Below are 16,785 nucleotides of genomic sequence, written 5' to 3' on the forward strand. Positions count from 1 at the left end.
ATTATAATGAATCAAGTATTAAATTTAATTACCGCATGGCTGAGCTGTATCACCGAATAAAACAGTGTTGGTAGTTTTATCCATTTTGCCATCCTGGCGATTACAGCTGGTGTTTTTTTCTTGAAAGGCCTTTAGCGCTGCTTTGGTTTGATCGCCAAAACAGCCATCAATAATCGGTTCTCCGCATTTAAAGGTGGTTAATTTCTGCTGAACGTTGCGAACGGCCGTGCTTTTACAGGGCACGTCCCAAACGCCGCTATCAACCACTGGGCATTCATTCCATTTTTCAAAACATTTTGGTTGTTGAAGCGAATATTCTTCGTCCACACCTAAAATTTTCATAAAATTGAAGACGATTACATAGGCAGAAAGCACTATCACAATGCCGATGACGGCGCCGATAATGGCATTTTTACCGTCAGAAACTTTTTGCGCATTGCCAGCCGAAGTCATCCAAAGTATCCCGCCATAAATAAAAACCACCAAAGCGGCTACGCCCAAAAATTTTAAAATAATAGAGGCAATATTGATGGCAAATCGCTCAGCGCTAGTTAGGGTACATTCGCCGTTATCGCGACAATCTTCTATTCCAGACCAAAGATTAATCGATTGGGCCTGAGTGGTTTTTAAAATAAAAAATAGGCCACCCACCACTAAAATTATCGCCATCAAAACAATAAATGTTTTTTGTTTATTAAACATAATTTTACCTTTCTTCTATTAACGGCACGAAAATAAAACCGGGAAATTTTTTAGTTTGATAGTCGGTTTGTGTTTTTCGTTCAATTATATATATCTCTTGTCTGTCTATGCCAACCGGCACGACAATACGGCCGCCAATTCTTATTTGTGAAAAAAGTTGTTTTGGCAATTCAGCGGAGGCTGCGCCCACATGGATAATATCATAGGGTGCGAATTCGGGCAAGCCTTTCGAGCCATCGGCAGTCATAAAAACAGCTCGACCGCTGGAAACAAATTTATATTTTTCTGCATTCTGCTCGCCAAATTCTTTAAGTTCATTAATCCTTTCTAGGCCATAAATCTTACCCTCTGGTCCGACGATTTCTGAAAATAAAGCTGTAGTCCAACCCGATCCAGAGCCAATGTCTAAGACCCTGTCTCCCCTTTTAGGTTGGCAAAGCTCCAACATAAAGGCTACTGTTGAGGGCTGGGAATTAGTTTGGCCATAACCAATTTCCTGTGGCACGTCTAAATCAGCCACGCCCCGATTCAAGGATAAAATAAAATCGGAACGTTTTATCCTTTTAAAAGCCTCGATAATAATCGAAGTTTTAAGAATATCTGATTGTATTAATTGTTCAGCTAAATCCATAACTTTATTGCTAGTGGAGTTGGCCCGCTTCGACTTGCGTTAAGCGAGGCAATTAATGAGAGACCTACCCGACAGTAGACAGGGTTTAATACCCCTTATTTTTGCATAATTTCTTTAATTAGCCAAGTGGAAAAGAGGGCTATTAAGATTCCGCCCAACACATCAGAAGGATAATGCACGCCCCCAACCACGCGAGCCAGACCAATAATAAGGGCCGAAATTACAAAAATTATTCCCAAAATTCTGTTAACTCGCCAAAAGTTAAGCGAAAAAACAAATCCTAAAATAGTATGGTTAGAGGGAAATGACTGAGAGCTGGTGATGTTGATTAGCTGATCAGAGATTCTATAAACCAAAAACGGGCGGTGGCGGTGATAAAATAAACCGATTAATAAATAAACTAATTCTGCCAAGGCTAAACTTAGAATCAAACTTAATAAGGCCCGACCATATCTTACCTTTCTCGCTCGAGGCACTAAAAAATAGGACAAAACGGCGATCATCGGCAGAAAAGCAATCAAGAAATCAGCGAAAAAAATAATCAAACCGTCCAGCCATAAAGAATGCCCAGCTAAACCGTTTAAAAAATTAAAGATGTAATAATCTAAAGTCATAAGGCCTTTTTTAATTTTAAGAATAAACCAAATAAAAACAAGGCCAAGGTCGCGGCGATAAAAATTAAATACTTCGTCGCCTGGCCGTTGGTTAATTTTAGCCAAAGATTGCCAATTGAAGAAGATAAATTATTTATTTCAGCATTTTTCCCTAAAGGTTCATCTGCTTCAACCGTCTCCATCACAGAATTATTTTGAATAATTAAATCACTATTAAATCGCGGTAAAATTTTCCAACCGATCTGATCGGGCAATAAAATTCCTTGTGCTATAACTTCTTGACCTTCTTTAAATATTTTTTTATCGATGTCTATTTTATTAGAAATAGAAACAACCACTTCGTCGTTGCCGTCGTCTATAAAAAACTTATTACCTTGTTTATCAATTAATTGCCCTTGAATTTTTACTAAACTACCAATCAAATCTTCATTTAAATCGCTAATGGTCGTCGATTTTACTTCTGCCGGCTGCCTAACGGAAACTATAACTAAATCTTCGGGCTGTTTTATTTTTATGCGATGTTGTGATAAAACAGAAGACAACAAACCCTTAACTTCAACTAAGTCGCCAATTTCTAACGGCGGAAAATCGCATCGCGAACAATAAACCTGCAAACCATTTAAATAAAAATATGTTTTGGCGAACATATTTGGCGGCGCGACAACTACGCCTTGAAAAATAATCTTATCATTTTCCGATAAATCGCTTAAATCAAATAATTCAATGGGCTTATAATCAGAATCACCGCCGGTTTGCTTAAAATTATCATCATTTTCTTCTCTTTCTTCATCCGAACTAAAAACATTAGCCAATCCCGGCGTAGGATTATTTGTGTAAGCCCAGGTGCCAAAAATATTTTTAGCATAACTGGCTCCCTTGGGCGAATCTTTATAGTCGATTTGTTCTTGAATGGTTTTATCGGGACGAATGAGGCGAACCGAATCAAAAGTATTATTAAGAATTAGTTTAGTTTGCTGGCGACCTAAAACTAAATAATTTTGCGGGGAAATTTTAATGCCGCTGGTAACAATATAAGCGCGGCTGCCTCCTTCGCTATCGTCTAATTGCCAATTACTCAAATCAACTTCTGTTAAGCTTGGATTAAACAATTCCACCCACTCATTTTCGGCAGCGTCTTTAGGATTGGGCAAAAACTCAGAAATAAAAATTGACGACGTTAGACTTGCGGACTGCCCGTTTTCCTCACTGGCGGAAAGATCTAAATTATTTGCCTGGCCCGGGGTTGGAATCAAACTAAAATAAAAATCGTTTTTATCGTTATTAGTATCAATACCGTTTTGTCGTCCGATAGATTTGCTTTTGCCGGGCCGCAGCGCATTGTCGTCCAGATTCCCATCTTCAAAATCACCGTAAGTAATTTTATCGATAATTGTTGATCCGTTCTTTAAAATTAAAACGTCACCGCTATTATTTAAAGTAAAAGTAAAATCACCGCTATCCAAAACCTTATATTGTTGAGGAGATAAAATAATGTTCGACAAAATTTTTAGTTTAGCAGTATTGTCTTCAATGGTCCAATTATTTAAATCTATTACTTGGTTGGTTGAATTATAAAACTCCGTCCATTCTTTTTCGTTTTTAGTCAAATCCGGTTCAGGAAAAATTTCACTGATCAAAATGTCTCCCGATTTAATTTCGTATGGCGCACTTCCGCCACCGCCCCCGGAAGGCGGCATACCGCAATCAGCCGAACAATTCATCTGGTTTTCTCCTGATTCGCAAACGTCATTGCCGCAAACTGGTCCGACAATGGGCGGCGTGGAAGAAGCTTGTGAATTCTGCGGATTGGGCGTGGTTTGTAAGAAAAAATCATTAAAATTATTATCAGTATCTTCTCCGTTGCCATCGGACGCGCCAGGTTTTCTCTCTAAACTTTGGCTAACTCCGGGATTAGCCGGAGTTGAGCTTGTCTCGCCCTCAAAGAAAGGATTAATATGCCTGGTTCCCCAAATTAAAGCATCGATTAAAACATCGGTGTCGTCCAATAAACCAATACTATTATTATTGGCGATGGAGGCAGTACTTGTCTCATCGGCAGCAAGGCCCTGACCATAACCATCTTCCGAATTAGCCCAAAGAAAATGCCCATGAGCTGGGATAGATTTACCGCTAGAAAATACTTTTATAGAATATTCTGCGCCTGATTGGGTTCGTTTATGTAATTTCCACCCTCCGACATCAACCGCCGATTCGGTGGGATTATATACTTCTATAAAATCATTAGTGGTTTGATCTCCGGTAATCTGTGTTTCGCTAATAACCAAATGATTTGACCAGTCAGCTTTAGCAAAATTAAAATAAAAAAAGCCGGAGCACAAAAAGACTCCGGTTAAAACAATCCTAAACGCTATGCTGGACTTGGGCATAAAATCTATCTAAAGAAATAGTCCCACCAATTGATTGGATTAATTTGCTGAAATTGTTTTTTATCTATTTGAGAATTTTTATCTTTCTCGGGAATAATTATAGCCACTTTTTCATCCGGCCTCTGCAGGCCGAATTTGAGACGAGCCTCTCTTTCCTTATAGAAGTCCGTATTAGCCTGCATTAATAAATTATTTAGCTGGCCGTTTTTTTCTTCCAAGGCCACGATATTCTTTTCTAAATCTCTTATTTGAGACCTGATGGATAAAAATTTTATCGTCTGCTTGCCCAGGGCTATTAAACAAAAAATGAAAATAACGGCCAAAAGAATAGTAAGGTTCGTAGAAGAAAAAAACATTTTTAGTCCGTTATTTTTTCTGTCCTTCATATATAATAATTTTACTGCTCTTTTTTATTAAAAAGACTGCGCCAAACCTGTCGATCAAAGCCCTTTAAATAGTATAAACAAATAAGATAAATCAGCCAAGCTAAGCCGGTTAATATAAATAAATTTAAGTGATAAAAAATTGCTAAAATCGCCACCATCCCCAGGCCGGCTAGCAGGGCCTTGGAAAAAAACCTTAAATTAGGACTAAAACCGCTAGCTCGTCGAATCACGTGCACAAGTAAAATAAACATCAAAAACTCCGTGGCTACGGTTACGCCAGCCGCGCCCCAATAAGAGTAGCGAGGAATAAAAATAAAATAACCTGTCAAAGAAAATATAGCCGTGAATAAATAAAATTTTAAAATATTTTTTTGTTGGTTTAAATTAACTATTGTTTGCTTGAAAAGTTCAGCCATAAACAAAATCCCCGTAGCCACAATAATCACACGTAAAATCTTTCCTGATTCGACAAATTCTTGTCCGCCAACCAATTTCATAATTCGAGGCCCCAAGAATAGAACAAATAGCACGGTAGGTAAACTGATTGCAATTAAAAAATCAAAGCTTTTTTGCAACAAATATTTAAATCGCTCCGTATTACCTTCTGTCCAGGCTCGAGAAACTTGCGCAAAAACTAATCCTAAAAAAAGCGGCGGAAAGGTTATTAAAACTTCAAAAACTCTATAGCAAGCGCCATAAAGACCAACCTCTGTTGCCGAACGATAGGCGGACAAGATTAAAGTATCGGCTTTAAAATAAATCGTATTTAAAATTATACCGAGACCAACTGGCCAGGCTTGTATAAGAATATTTTTCCAGAGTGAAAAATCGAAACTAAATTTTAATTTAAAATAACGGCGAGTTTTAAATAGTAAAAACAAAAAGTTGGCCGCGCTACTGAAAATAAACGCAGATAAAATATAATAAAAACCTAAATTTAAAACCGCAAATATTATGATTAGTCCCAGACAAATCACCCGACCGATTAATTCACCAATGATTATTTTACTCGTATCGAAATTTTTCTGATAAATAGCCGCTAAAAGTTGAATTAATGTCGAAAAAAATAAGGAAAGACTTAAAATAGCAACACCTATTTTAACTGCCAGGGGATAAGAGAAGAACAAGGAAACCAAGCAGGCCAATCCATAAAAAAATATGGCCGAAAAAAATCTTAAGGTAAAAATATTTTGTAGAATAAAATCGCTTTTATTTTTTCTCTCTGATTCAGACAGTGACAATTCAGCGTCTATTTCACCCATATATTTCAGGGTAATTAGATAAAGTCCAAAATCAACAACAATGCCAAACATTTGTAAATATGCAATGCTAATCGAATAATAGCCATATTGCTCCGGCCCCAAATATCTCAATATCAAGGAAATTACAAAAATTCCCAAAAGCAAACTCAAAAATCTTCCGGCAACCTGGATAATTGTGTGCTTGGCTACTTGCTTTGTTAGAGAAGTCATATAAAATTATCCTATCAGCAAATAAATGATTTGACAATCTTCTCTGGTTTGTTAAATTATAAAAAGATGATTTGCCAAAAGAAAAATTACTGGAGGAAGTGCTCGAGAACGATATTAATCGCTCTTGTTTTTATTGGTCAAATATTTTTTGTTAATTTAAATTTGGTTCAAGCTGCTTCTTATAGAGCCGGCATCGTAGTTTATTCGCCAAAACAAAAAATAACCCTAAAGGCCGGTATTGTGGCCAAATTAAGAATTAACTACATTAATAATGGCACTGCGAGTTGGCTTAACTCTGGCACCAGCGCTGTTAAATTGAAAACCGATTCCACCGGTAAAAGCTTTGTCCATTCACAGTGGATATCATCAACCTATCCAACCAAACTTTATTATCCAAAAGTTGGCCCAGGGCAAAGTATTTGGTTTGATGTTCCCATTATCACGCCCAAAACCAACGGCACTTATCCATTTAACTTATCACTAATCGCCGGCTCAACGACTATCAGTGGCAGCACGGCTACTTTTACAATCACCATAACTGGCGGCAAGGCTCCTTCAACTACTAATAATAGCGCACCGAGCCAGTCCACGACCATGAACGGCTTAAACGAGGTTTTACAAATAACCGAACAACAAAAAACCAACCTGCCTATCACCGTCGAACCAAATATTTCTTCTGGTTATCAGGTTAAGTTTAACGGACAAGCTGTTGATGTTAATAAGCTCGGTTCGCGCTTCCAGGTCGATTATAATTTTTCGCTAAAAAAATATTTTATCAATGACCAAAACGGACAACGAATCTTAATGACTGACCAATCCATTGAATTTGTCCCAACTAATGGGACTGATCAATTGAAATTAACAGCTGGTTCTTCTTATAACTTTTGTGGTTATTTAAAATTTGTCTATCAATCTACCAATTCGAGACTATCCATTTTAACCAATACAGCCGAGTCATGTTATCCTAAATTAATCGCTCCTGTGCCAACAATAAGCCCAATCCCTCAGCCGGAAGTTTGGTGGCAAGCTATTAGTGCCGACACAAGCGCTACAAGCGATTTTCGCTTTGAGCAAGAGCCGATCATAAAAGTTGGCTTACTTTATCAAACCGCTGACTCTCAAGCGAATTTGCCGTTTAAAATTCATACGCTTAATAACAAGCCATACGAACTTAGAGACGATAATAATAATTTATTGACTATGGCCACAACTGGAGACACCTTGACTGTTGATTTTGATTTTATATTAAATAAAACATTTGTTGATTCAAATGGCGTTAGATTATTCTTAACCGATTCGCCGCTTCATTTTGTCGCTAGAGAACCCGAAACTATTTTTGAAATCTCTTCATGGAAAAATGGCCCGTTCTGGGGCATGAATGTCAATGACAATGACTATCGCGGCAATCTAATTGTTGAGTATAATCCGAATACGGAAAGATTTTGGCTAATTAACGAAATCGGCATGGAAGAATATTTGCGCGGCAACAGCGAAATTTGGGACACTTGGCCCACTGAAATGTTAAAAGCACAAATAATTGCCGCGCGAACCTATGCGCTCTTTAGATACATCAATCCAAAATATACTAATTCGCCATCGGCCGATGATGATCCGATTTTTACCGTGCGCTCTACGCAAGCCGATCAGGTTTATCGCGGCTATCAGGGAGAATTGCGCAATCCAAACATCGTTCAAGCCGCCTCTGACACGCGCGCCATGATTGCTACTTATAATAACGATCCTATCTTGGCTTATTATTTTGCCCAAACTAACGGACGAACCCGCGATTCGGTTTCGGCTGGCATGACGCGGGCACCAGTTGACTATTTAAAAGGCGTCATTGATCCGCCAGGCGAGGGCCTAACCCTAAAAGGACACGGCGTAGGACTACCGCAAGTAGGCGGCAAGGTGGCAGCTCAACAAGGAGCAAATTTTGCCCAAATTTTAAAATATTATTATCAAGGCATTCAAATTAAAAAGCTCTATCCATAACCTCTTGATTTACTGGGGGAAATTTGATACAATATTGAAATCCAATATTTCTTTTTTTATATAACGGGGTGTGGCCCAGTAGTCTAAGGCGTCTGCTTTGGGAGCAGAAGACCGTGGGTGCGAATCCCACCACCCCGACCAATTAACATGCGGGTATCGTATAGCGGCATTACCTCAGCTTTCCAAGCTGATGAGAGGGGTTCGACTCCCCTTACCCGCTTATATAAAACAGAATAAAAAGCAAAAACAAAAAACGGGCCAAGATGGCTCGCTTTTTTATTATATAAAAATAATTTTTAGCAACAGAATAAACTACCAGGCGGTTGGTCACCAATTTCGCCAAACGGATTGCCATATTTTTCTAGATTGGCAATCATTTTTTTATTTTCTTCAGTCGATAGGGCTGCACCATTTAATTTTTGCCTGACTTTTTTCATCAGTTCGGGTAAATCAATCACCGGACAATTTATAAAACACGATGAGCATAAGGTGCAGGAATAGGCATTGGCCTTTTTTGCCTCGGATAACCCGCGTGATAAAGCGGCAAAAATAATTCCTTTACTACCCAGATATTTGTCACCATATTGCCGTCCTAGGTTGTGAAAGGCTGGACAGAAATTAAGACAAGCGCCGCAGTTTAAACAATATAGCAATTCTACAAAGCCCTCTTGCATCAATCGCGAACGACCATTATCAACTAAAATTAAATAAACCTGTTTTGGACCCTGGGCGCCGATGACCAATTTATTCTGCACATCGCCGGTTTTGGATGGACCAGAAATTATCGAAACGTAAGTCGGCCAATCCTGACCCGTACCCCAAACCGCGGAAGCCTTAACAATTTGCATGGCCGCCTCAAGATCAGGCACTAACTTTTCAACGCTAGAAATAATAATATGTTTAGTCGGCCAGCGCGAAACCAAAGAAACATTACCCTCATTTTCCAATAGAACTATTTTTCCGTCGCTAGTAATGGCGTTAGCGCCAGTAATGCCGACGGTAGCTTCAATAATTTTTTGGTGAATTTTTTCTCGGGCAAAAGCGGCGATAGCCTCTGGCGTAACCTCTATTTTACGGCCAAATTTTTGATAAATCTTGTCAACAATTCTTTGCGGCGCAACGTGAAGGGCCGGAATAACCGGATGTAAATCTTCTTCGCCCAGTAAATGATTTATCCAGTCGCCCAAATCGGTCTCCACTAATTCTTTGTCGGAAAAAGCCTGAGCAACGTCAATTTCATCGGCGATATTTGATTTTGATTTTAAAATTAAACGATCGTCTTGGCATAATCCGCTTAAAATATTTCTAGCTTCGACGTCATCTTTAACTTCAATGACTTTAATTTTATTTTTTTCTAAATTAGCGATGGTCTGTTTTTTTATCACCTCTAAGTTGGTAAAAACATCTCTTTTCATGTGGCGAATTTTTTTTGCCAATTCATCTCGCTCTTGAGAACTCAAAGCCTTCTCGCGTTTTTGGCGATATTCTAAAACAACCTGCCAAATGTTTTCTTTTATTTCCGGTGGTAATAAATTTTTAGACATTTACCTGCCTAAAATTTTTGTCTTTAAGGCCTCTTTGGGAGTTAAAGACGCAAAAAAACTTTTTAAAATATTTTTTAACTGATTGCGACCCCAACCAGTTTTAAGCCATTGTTCTCTACAAAAAGCATCGTGCTTATTAATAAACGCTTCATAATAAATTAACTTAAAAGGAGCACGTTTTTTTGTTGCATAAACTCTGCCTGTATTGTGCAGTAATAGGCGCTGTTTTAGATTATTGGTACAACCAAGATATAGTAGGCCATCCTTCTTGCTCTGTAAAACATAGACATAATACATATTTTAAACTCAAAAATTTTGGCGGGTAAATAATTGGCTTAATTCTTTTACTTCTAGACCTTGAGAATTTTCTTTTAAATTCATATAACACAAAGGGCAGCTGGTAACCAAAATTGGCGCGCCGGTTTGCTTGGCCTGATTGATTCTGTCTTTGGCGATTTGATTGGCCAATCCCGGCTCATTGGACTTTACTCCGCCTCCGCCGCCGCAGCAATAAGATTCTTGACGATTTAACGTCATTTCTTTTATTTCATAGCCTAATTTTTGCAAAACTTGACGCGGCGCCTCGTAAACTCCCATTTGCCGACCCAAATGACAAGGATCATGATAAGTAATCATTCCAGAGCTTACGGATTTAATCTTAAATTTTTCATCTCGAATTGCCCGCTCTATAGTTTCGCTAATATGCTCTATCTCGATATCCCATTTTTCTCCGAGGATGATCGGGTATTCTTTTTTAAAAATCATAAAACAGGCCGGGCAGTTGGTAATAATCTTTTTAATGCCATGGTCCTTGAAAATTTTTAAATTTTTCTCAGCCAATTCTTTGAAATTTTTTTGGTAGCCTGCTTTTAGGGCGGGCGAGCCGCAGCAAACTTCCATAGAAGAAAGTTCAATAAAATCTATTTTAGCCTGGCGCAAAATCCGTCGGTAATTTTCTAATAAGTCCTTACCGACAAATTTAGTTAAACACCCAGGATAATAAAGGGTGTTTTGTCCGCTAAAAATTTTTGATAAAAAAGAAGTCATTTTTTAGGCTAATAGTAATAAGATCGCCAAGCCAACCAAAAATAGCCCGGCCGCCAGCTTCATCCAGTGGCGATTTTTTTGCCGCCATACTTCCAGCTTCTCTGAAGATAAGCCAAAATTAACTAAAAGAAGTATTAATAATAACGGCAAAATAAAAACAAAATTATACAACAACAAATACAAAACTCCCTTGCCCCGACTGCATGATTCCGCCAAAAGACACAAAACGCCGAGATAAATTCCGCCAGTACAAGGTAGCTCAAAGGCTGAAACCAAAAACCCCAAAATAACAGCGCCGGGAATCGAGGCTTGATGAATATATTTTTCTATAATTGGTTTCTTTGATTTGGGAATGGCCAGAGTAAAGCCCCGTCCATACCAAAAAAAATCTTTTAAATTAACCAGGCCCATCAAAATCAAAAGACCAGCGGCGACTTTGGTAATCAATGAACCGATTTTAAAGGTGGTAAAAATTTGTAAAATGCCTAGGCCGGCTAAAAAATAAACTACGAAAACCGTCAAAATATAAATCAGGCCAATTCGAAAGGTTCGCCGAGGTGAACCGATCAGCGTCAAATAGCTCAATAAAAAAATTAAAACAGCAAAAGCGCAAGGATTAATCGAGTCTATGGCCGCCGCGCCAACAACCGTAGGAATGTTTAAAATTTGTAAATTCATTTTTTTCTTTTAAACAATTTGATGACCGCGAAAACAATAATTGCCAAAACCAAAATTATTATTGCCCAACCAATAATGGCTTGTTTGGCGGTTCCCTCTGACTGATTGTTTTGATCGGCTAAAACTTTATCCTGTGGCGAAGAACAAGTCTGATTGGCGCAACGCAAAACCTCGTTGGTAATTTGATTTTTAACGTTATCGTCATAACCAACCCAGGCCTTGTCATTAAGAAAAATAACCGGGACGACCAAATTAGATAAATCTAAATTATAGGCTTTGGCGAAGGCAAAATATAATTTTCGATTATCATTGTTATAGTAAACTTCAAAAGGTTTTATCTGCACTTGCGGATGTTCTTTGACTAAATCGCTAAAAAAAGCCTCGGCTTGAACGCAATGCGGGCAACCTTCACCGCGGAAAAAATATAATTCAATGGGTTTGTTTTGCGCTAAGGCCTTGGGAGCAGAAAAAAAACCGCCTAAAAATATCAGCGCTAAAATTATAAGGAAGATTTTGTTTTTCATATGATCATTATAATGGTTATAAAAAAGATGTCTACTAAAATAACAAGCGGTCCAAAAACCGCCCATTATTTGGTGCCGGGGGACAGAGCCCCGCAGAATCACCTTCGGTGATCTACGGGGTAAATTGAACTATCGACAATCCTCAGTACAGATAAAATTTTCAGTCTTCGCTCTACTTCACCCCGCCCCTTACGGGCGGGGCAAGCTGAGCTGTCCCAATTAATCTATTTTTATAAATCACATTTTTCTTTTTAAGCCAACGTTCATGTTTACGAGCATCCTGATAACCAGAATAAACTTTAACATAAACCAATTCCCATGGTTTATGCTTATTTGTAATTTTTGATTTACCCGAATTATGCTCAAAAAGTCTTCGTGTTGGATTTGTGGAAATACCCGTATAAAATTGTTTATTTTTTATACTTCGAATTAAATAAACAGCGCAATTCATAAATAAAAAATTTGCTATTGCCGGGGGACAGAGTTGAACTGTCGACGCAAGGATTTTCAGTCCTTCGCTCTACCGCTGAGCTACCCCGGCAAATCCCCGACAATAGCAAATTTTAAATAATAAAAAGAAAAATAATACCCCGGCAAACAATAAAATTATTATAAAGATTTAAATAATTTAGTCAATTATCTTTGGTGGGCACTGAGGGTTCCGCCAACTGGCGGAGAACCCCTGGCCTAAATGGGCGACCAATCCGCCAACTGGCGGAGAACCCCTGGCCTAAATGGGCGACCAAGGAATCGAACCTTGTTTTCTTCCGTGTAAAGGAAATGTTTTGCCATTAAACTAGTCGCCCTTGTATGATTAATTATACCATTTTTTTCTTTTTTCTCAAGAAAAACGGGGCGCAGAACGCGCCCCGCCCCAAGGAGGTTCTCATGCCTAGGGGGCTGGGAACCCGCGGTCACACTCCATGATTAACCTCGGGAAGATCTCTCAAACGTGAGTTTGGGCCCTGACGTTCTAGAGAAGTCGGGACTCCGACTGCAACGTCGGAGAGATACGAGGCAAAAGGGGCCGTATGCGAATTGAACGCATGACCTCCGCCTTGCAAAGGGGGAGCTCTACCAACTGAGCTAACGGCCCGACTATCAATATAAAAAATATAGCAAATTTATAAAATTTTGTCAAGAATTTATCTGCTTTATCTTAGCATTGACCGTCTTAGTTTTTGACAGAGGGATTGACAAAAATGAAAAAATATGATAAATTAATTGTTAACAACCAAACGAGAGGTAATCTTGTCAAACAAAGTAATCCGCGCGCTCTTAGTGCTTATGCTCGTTGCAGCTCTCTGGGCGCTAGCCAGGGGAATTGCGGGGGCGACCAGTCGTCTCGACAACTCGTGCCTAGGTTCAGAAGTGACCATCTTCGCCCTGATAACCGCGATTGTCTGGATGGTCGCACCCAATGCAAACGAGGCAACGCCTAAAGGCGTAGCCTGGACCATTATCGGCACCATACTGCCATTCGCTTGGGTGCTGGCCCAGACGTTCTTCTTCCGCAGTCAACCGTTTGAGGTTAATCGATCGCTCTGGGCGAGCTTTATCGTCGCCGTAATCGGCTACTGGCTCATCTTTCTGGGCGGCACCTTTGCTCTGCCCGAACAAAAAGAACAGGTAGCGGCACTGTCGCCGCCGTAGATAAACCAAGGAGGCATATGTCTATCCGTGCAGGCCCTCCGACACTAGTCGGAGGGCTCTATTTTTTTATTGACAAAAATTACACAAAGAATAAAATTTTATTTATAAGGAGGCTTGATGCAAATGCGAGTGTATGAAGGACGATGTCCGGTGTGCCGAATGCAGGAGATTCTTGAGGCCACCTCCTCTGAAGTGGCCCGAGTAACTCTCTATCATTTTCACCGGGAACATTATTCGTTTTGCCCTGTCCCCAGACAATGGCTCGTGATCAGAGAAGCTGCCAGGCGCAACCGCCTAATCCCCAGACTTACCTCTCTTGCATCGTCGACCGTCTAAAGACCCGGGTCAGACCCGGGTCTTTTATTTTTAACAAATAAAAATTAAAAAAGAAAAGAGGGCGGGAGACGGCTCCCGCCCTAGTAGAAACGGAGATTCACATCCCTCCAAAGAAATGCGAAACTCCTTCTGTCCTCGCTCGGCGCCGCTAGGTGATGCGGTAGTTCTTCGTCGAGTTCAGACCGGACCCCTGGTTGTTCAGTGCGACGGCTTCCTTGATGTCGGTGACCAGCATGGCGACGCCCGTGTACAGCGGACCAGTGGCGACAATCGGGCACAAGTAGCCCGTACCTTCCTGTGCGATCATGGCCTGTGTAGATGCGGCGTTCGTGCCCCAGCTCGCCATTTGCTCTCGGTTGGTTGCGCCGGCCTGGATCTGGATCGTCGGGTTGGTCGCGATGGTCTTAAGGTTGGCCTGCGTCGGCCAGATGACGACATCGGACCTCATCGCCAGTAGACATGGCTCGTTTGAAGCGGATGCGCTGCTGTTGTGGATGAATACGGTCCTGGCTGCCATCGTCGAGGTGCCCGGCCCGTGGTTCATGTTGATCGCGACGGCGAGAACGTCCATGGAAGGGGGACTGTTCACTGCCGCAGCCGTCGATGTGGACACGATGACCTGGTTCTGGTTGCCCGCGTCGTTCTCGAACGCCGATGACGAAGTGCTCGATGTGTTAAGCGCGACCTCGCTCCTCGGAGGTGACGCCGCGACCATCGACACCAGTACCAGGCAGCAAGCTAGCGTGAGAAGTTTCCTCATCACGCACTCCCTTCTTCCCTTTGTGAGGGAATGCCACCAAAGGTCATCCCGCGCAGGGATAGGTGGCGCTTAGGATGTTAAAGCTGCCTCTCTGCGGTCAACCACGCATGGCTGACATCTGACATCGTTCCTCCGCGAGGCAAACGATGCTAGATTGCATTGATTATAAAATAACAGATTAATAAAATTTGTAAAGTTATTGGTGGGGAAAATTAATAATTTTGAAAATTAAAGAGAGGGAGCCAACACCGGTGAGGGTGTGTTGGCTCCCTTAAGGGAATACAGCTGGCACAACAAGTGGAGGCGCGACTTGCTCTGTCTCTGCTCCCTTTTCGGCGGTGGCTGCAGGTGATGCAGGTGCTCGGAAAAAAATGGATCCCCTTGTTGTTTGTTCTGTTAGTTTTCTCGGTAAGCTGGCGAGAGTTCGGGTTCCTCGAAAGTGAATATAGCAGGTTAGGCACCGAGCAAGACAACAGAACCTCCATCCATATTTTTAGTATGATACTTTTATTTTAAAAATGAAGCTGAAAATAGTGGATAACTTTTACGGATCAAATTTCTAACAAACACAAAAGAGCGAGAAAATTTCTCGCTCTTCTACTTAAAATAATTTATTAATTATAATTAATAAATTATTATGAAACAGTTTTGTTTTTTGGAAAAACCCTTTGCCATAAAGCCTTTGTCTCTAAATTTTCGTTTACTACCACCCAACGATACAAAAGCGGACTAATAATAATTGCCAAGGCGATGTTACCAACCAAATGCATGGCCGTAAAAGGAATCTGCCCCGTTAACGACTGCATAAATGATTGATGAAAAAATAAAGGACCGATACTTAAACCGGTCGCTGCATCATATAAAATCGTTGCGATCACCGAATAGCCGACATAATTGATAACCTTGCTGGCTCGATTTTTGAAAAACCACCAAGCACCTAAACCAACCAAACCATAGGCTACGCCTGTAATCAAGGTCCAGATGCCTGTTTTTCCGACAATCAGATCAAATAAAACTATACTTAAAAATCCATAAACAAAACCAGCGATTGCGCCATATTTTTTTGTTAATGGCATTTGAGTGGCCAAAATTGGCTCTAAATTTGGCGCGCGCAGAGGGATTAAGCGAACAACAAGGCAGGTTAACCAGGAAATAATAATTTTCGGCCAACTATTTTTTATATTCATAAATCTTAAATTAAACCGCTAGTAATTTATCGTTTTTTTCTTGGAAATGGATTCGGCGACAAAGGCGTAGCAAATAGCAATAATAAAACCAAAAACTGCAGCCACGGTAACATTTAATCTTTTATTCGGCTTAATTGGATAAGCTGGCAAAACGGGAGGAATGTCTATGCTTGATTCTTGACTTAAATAATTTAATTCTCTTTGTTTATTGTAAAGTTGCTTTTGCAATTCCTCCCATCTGAACTTAGCCGCCTGTCGCGCCTCAATATAGCTAGCCGTAATATAGCCCTGCGCCTCAGAAGTTGTACCGGCCAATGCTTTTATTTTAACATCAAAATCGGCAATCGCATCAGCGTTTTTAATCAAATCCTCCTGTAAAAGACCAATCTCCGCTTCTAAATTAGGCTTGAAACGCGAAGCTATAAGGTTTTCCCTGTTAATAATAAACTTATTGATTACGTCGATTTTTTGTTTTGTTCTTTGTGGGGTCGAATCATAAGCTTTTACCTCCAACGAATCGCCACTAATCGAAACTTTGAATGTGCCAGCTAAATATCCAAAGTTTGATTCTGGTATTTTTAGTTGTCGGCAAAGCTCTCTTAAAACTGCTTCTTGTTTTAAAACTTCAATAACATTATTTAGAGATTCAACTGTTTTGCCGGAAATTTTTGCCGGCACAATAAGCGAAGAAGCCTGATAAGTTTTGGGTAATAAAAAGCTGATTGTAATGGCCAGAATAATAATGGTTATAAAAATGGCCGAGACGATTTTGCGGCGTCGCCAAACAACACGCGCATAGTCGCTCAAATTAATTTCTAGCTCCTCGTCATAATATGGTTTTTGAGAATTTTGTTGATTATCCATAAAAATAT

The 16,785-nt window shown here is 40.1% G+C and carries 17 protein-coding genes and 5 tRNA genes; 4 read left to right on the forward strand and 18 right to left on the reverse strand.

What is annotated here, in order from left to right; all coding sequences use genetic code 11:
• Positions 1 to 24: 24 nt before the first annotated feature.
• The 6 genes from PHV78_00630 to PHV78_00655 form a co-directional block, all read right to left on the reverse strand.
• The gene (locus PHV78_00630; GenBank protein ID MDD5395759.1) at positions 25 to 702 is read right to left on the reverse strand and encodes a peptidoglycan-binding domain-containing protein; all 678 of its coding nucleotides are present in this window, start codon (positions 700 to 702) and stop codon (positions 25 to 27) included.
• A 4-nt stretch (positions 703 to 706) separates the two neighbouring features.
• Complete coding sequence (locus PHV78_00635) at positions 707 to 1,333, reverse strand: fibrillarin-like rRNA/tRNA 2'-O-methyltransferase (GenBank protein ID MDD5395760.1); 627 nt, start codon at positions 1,331 to 1,333, stop codon at positions 707 to 709.
• A 95-nt stretch (positions 1,334 to 1,428) separates the two neighbouring features.
• Positions 1,429 to 1,947, reverse strand: a complete 519-nt coding sequence (locus PHV78_00640; GenBank protein ID MDD5395761.1) for a phosphatase PAP2 family protein — start codon at positions 1,945 to 1,947, stop codon at positions 1,429 to 1,431.
• Complete coding sequence (locus PHV78_00645; protein MDD5395762.1) at positions 1,944 to 4,334, reverse strand: lamin tail domain-containing protein; 2,391 nt, start codon at positions 4,332 to 4,334, stop codon at positions 1,944 to 1,946. The genes PHV78_00640 and PHV78_00645 overlap by 4 nt, the downstream gene beginning before the upstream one ends.
• A gap of 5 nt (positions 4,335 to 4,339) precedes the next feature.
• Positions 4,340 to 4,720 (reverse strand): septum formation initiator family protein, encoded by a 381-nt coding sequence (locus tag PHV78_00650; GenBank protein ID MDD5395763.1) that lies wholly within the window; start codon positions 4,718 to 4,720, stop codon positions 4,340 to 4,342.
• 11 nt (positions 4,721 to 4,731) lie between these two features.
• Positions 4,732 to 6,192 (reverse strand): flippase, encoded by a 1,461-nt coding sequence (locus tag PHV78_00655; protein ID MDD5395764.1) that lies wholly within the window; start codon positions 6,190 to 6,192, stop codon positions 4,732 to 4,734.
• A 30-nt stretch (positions 6,193 to 6,222) separates the two neighbouring features.
• Here PHV78_00655 and PHV78_00660 point away from each other — a divergent pair, with 30 nt between their 5' ends.
• The 3 genes from PHV78_00660 to PHV78_00670 all read left to right on the forward strand — a co-directional run bounded on the left by PHV78_00660 (position 6,223) and on the right by PHV78_00670 (position 8,404).
• Positions 6,223 to 8,184, forward strand: coding sequence for a SpoIID/LytB domain-containing protein (locus PHV78_00660; protein MDD5395765.1), 1,962 nt, complete (start codon positions 6,223 to 6,225; stop codon positions 8,182 to 8,184).
• Between the two features lie 64 nt (positions 8,185 to 8,248).
• Positions 8,249 to 8,325: transfer RNA gene (locus tag PHV78_00665), tRNA-Pro, on the forward strand.
• 8 nt (positions 8,326 to 8,333) lie between these two features.
• Positions 8,334 to 8,404, forward strand: a tRNA-Gly gene (locus PHV78_00670).
• Positions 8,405 to 8,480: 76 nt separating this feature from the next.
• Here the strand turns inward: PHV78_00670 and PHV78_00675 are convergent.
• From PHV78_00675 to PHV78_00715, 9 genes are all read right to left on the reverse strand, one after another.
• On the reverse strand, positions 8,481 to 9,728 hold the full coding sequence (locus tag PHV78_00675) for an LUD domain-containing protein (protein MDD5395766.1): 1,248 nt from the start codon (positions 9,726 to 9,728) through the stop codon (positions 8,481 to 8,483).
• The gene (locus PHV78_00680) at positions 9,729 to 10,025 is read right to left on the reverse strand and encodes a GIY-YIG nuclease family protein (GenBank protein MDD5395767.1); all 297 of its coding nucleotides are present in this window, start codon (positions 10,023 to 10,025) and stop codon (positions 9,729 to 9,731) included.
• 9 nt (positions 10,026 to 10,034) lie between these two features.
• Complete coding sequence (locus tag PHV78_00685; GenBank protein ID MDD5395768.1) at positions 10,035 to 10,775, reverse strand: (Fe-S)-binding protein; 741 nt, start codon at positions 10,773 to 10,775, stop codon at positions 10,035 to 10,037.
• Positions 10,776 to 10,778: 3 nt separating this feature from the next.
• Complete coding sequence (locus PHV78_00690; protein MDD5395769.1) at positions 10,779 to 11,453, reverse strand: GAP family protein; 675 nt, start codon at positions 11,451 to 11,453, stop codon at positions 10,779 to 10,781.
• Positions 11,450 to 11,977, reverse strand: coding sequence for a hypothetical protein (locus PHV78_00695; protein ID MDD5395770.1), 528 nt, complete (start codon positions 11,975 to 11,977; stop codon positions 11,450 to 11,452). The genes PHV78_00690 and PHV78_00695 overlap by 4 nt, the downstream gene beginning before the upstream one ends.
• A gap of 172 nt (positions 11,978 to 12,149) precedes the next feature.
• On the reverse strand, positions 12,150 to 12,428 hold the full coding sequence (locus PHV78_00700) for a GIY-YIG nuclease family protein (GenBank protein MDD5395771.1): 279 nt from the start codon (positions 12,426 to 12,428) through the stop codon (positions 12,150 to 12,152).
• A gap of 18 nt (positions 12,429 to 12,446) precedes the next feature.
• Positions 12,447 to 12,518, reverse strand: a tRNA-Phe gene (locus PHV78_00705).
• Between the two features lie 194 nt (positions 12,519 to 12,712).
• Positions 12,713 to 12,783 (reverse strand) — tRNA-Val (locus PHV78_00710).
• 217 nt (positions 12,784 to 13,000) lie between these two features.
• A tRNA-Ala gene (locus PHV78_00715) sits at positions 13,001 to 13,073 on the reverse strand.
• A 191-nt stretch (positions 13,074 to 13,264) separates the two neighbouring features.
• Here PHV78_00715 and PHV78_00720 point away from each other — a divergent pair.
• Complete coding sequence (locus PHV78_00720; GenBank protein MDD5395772.1) at positions 13,265 to 13,630, forward strand: hypothetical protein; 366 nt, start codon at positions 13,265 to 13,267, stop codon at positions 13,628 to 13,630.
• Positions 13,631 to 14,114: 484 nt separating this feature from the next.
• Here PHV78_00720 and PHV78_00725 read toward each other — a convergent pair whose 3' ends face one another.
• The 3 genes from PHV78_00725 to PHV78_00735 all read right to left on the reverse strand — a co-directional run bounded on the left by PHV78_00725 (position 14,115) and on the right by PHV78_00735 (position 16,777).
• The gene (locus PHV78_00725; GenBank protein MDD5395773.1) at positions 14,115 to 14,537 is read right to left on the reverse strand and encodes a hypothetical protein; all 423 of its coding nucleotides are present in this window, start codon (positions 14,535 to 14,537) and stop codon (positions 14,115 to 14,117) included.
• 824 nt (positions 14,538 to 15,361) lie between these two features.
• Entirely contained in the window at positions 15,362 to 15,913 is a 552-nt protein-coding gene (locus tag PHV78_00730) for a hypothetical protein (protein MDD5395774.1), read from the reverse strand.
• A gap of 18 nt (positions 15,914 to 15,931) precedes the next feature.
• Positions 15,932 to 16,777 (reverse strand): Wzz/FepE/Etk N-terminal domain-containing protein, encoded by an 846-nt coding sequence (locus PHV78_00735; GenBank protein MDD5395775.1) that lies wholly within the window; start codon positions 16,775 to 16,777, stop codon positions 15,932 to 15,934.
• Positions 16,778 to 16,785 lie beyond the last annotated feature (8 nt).

It is taken from the genome of Patescibacteria group bacterium (assembly GCA_028715115.1).
GTDB lineage: Bacteria > Patescibacteriota > Patescibacteriia > UBA2591 > UBA4787 > JAQUSN01.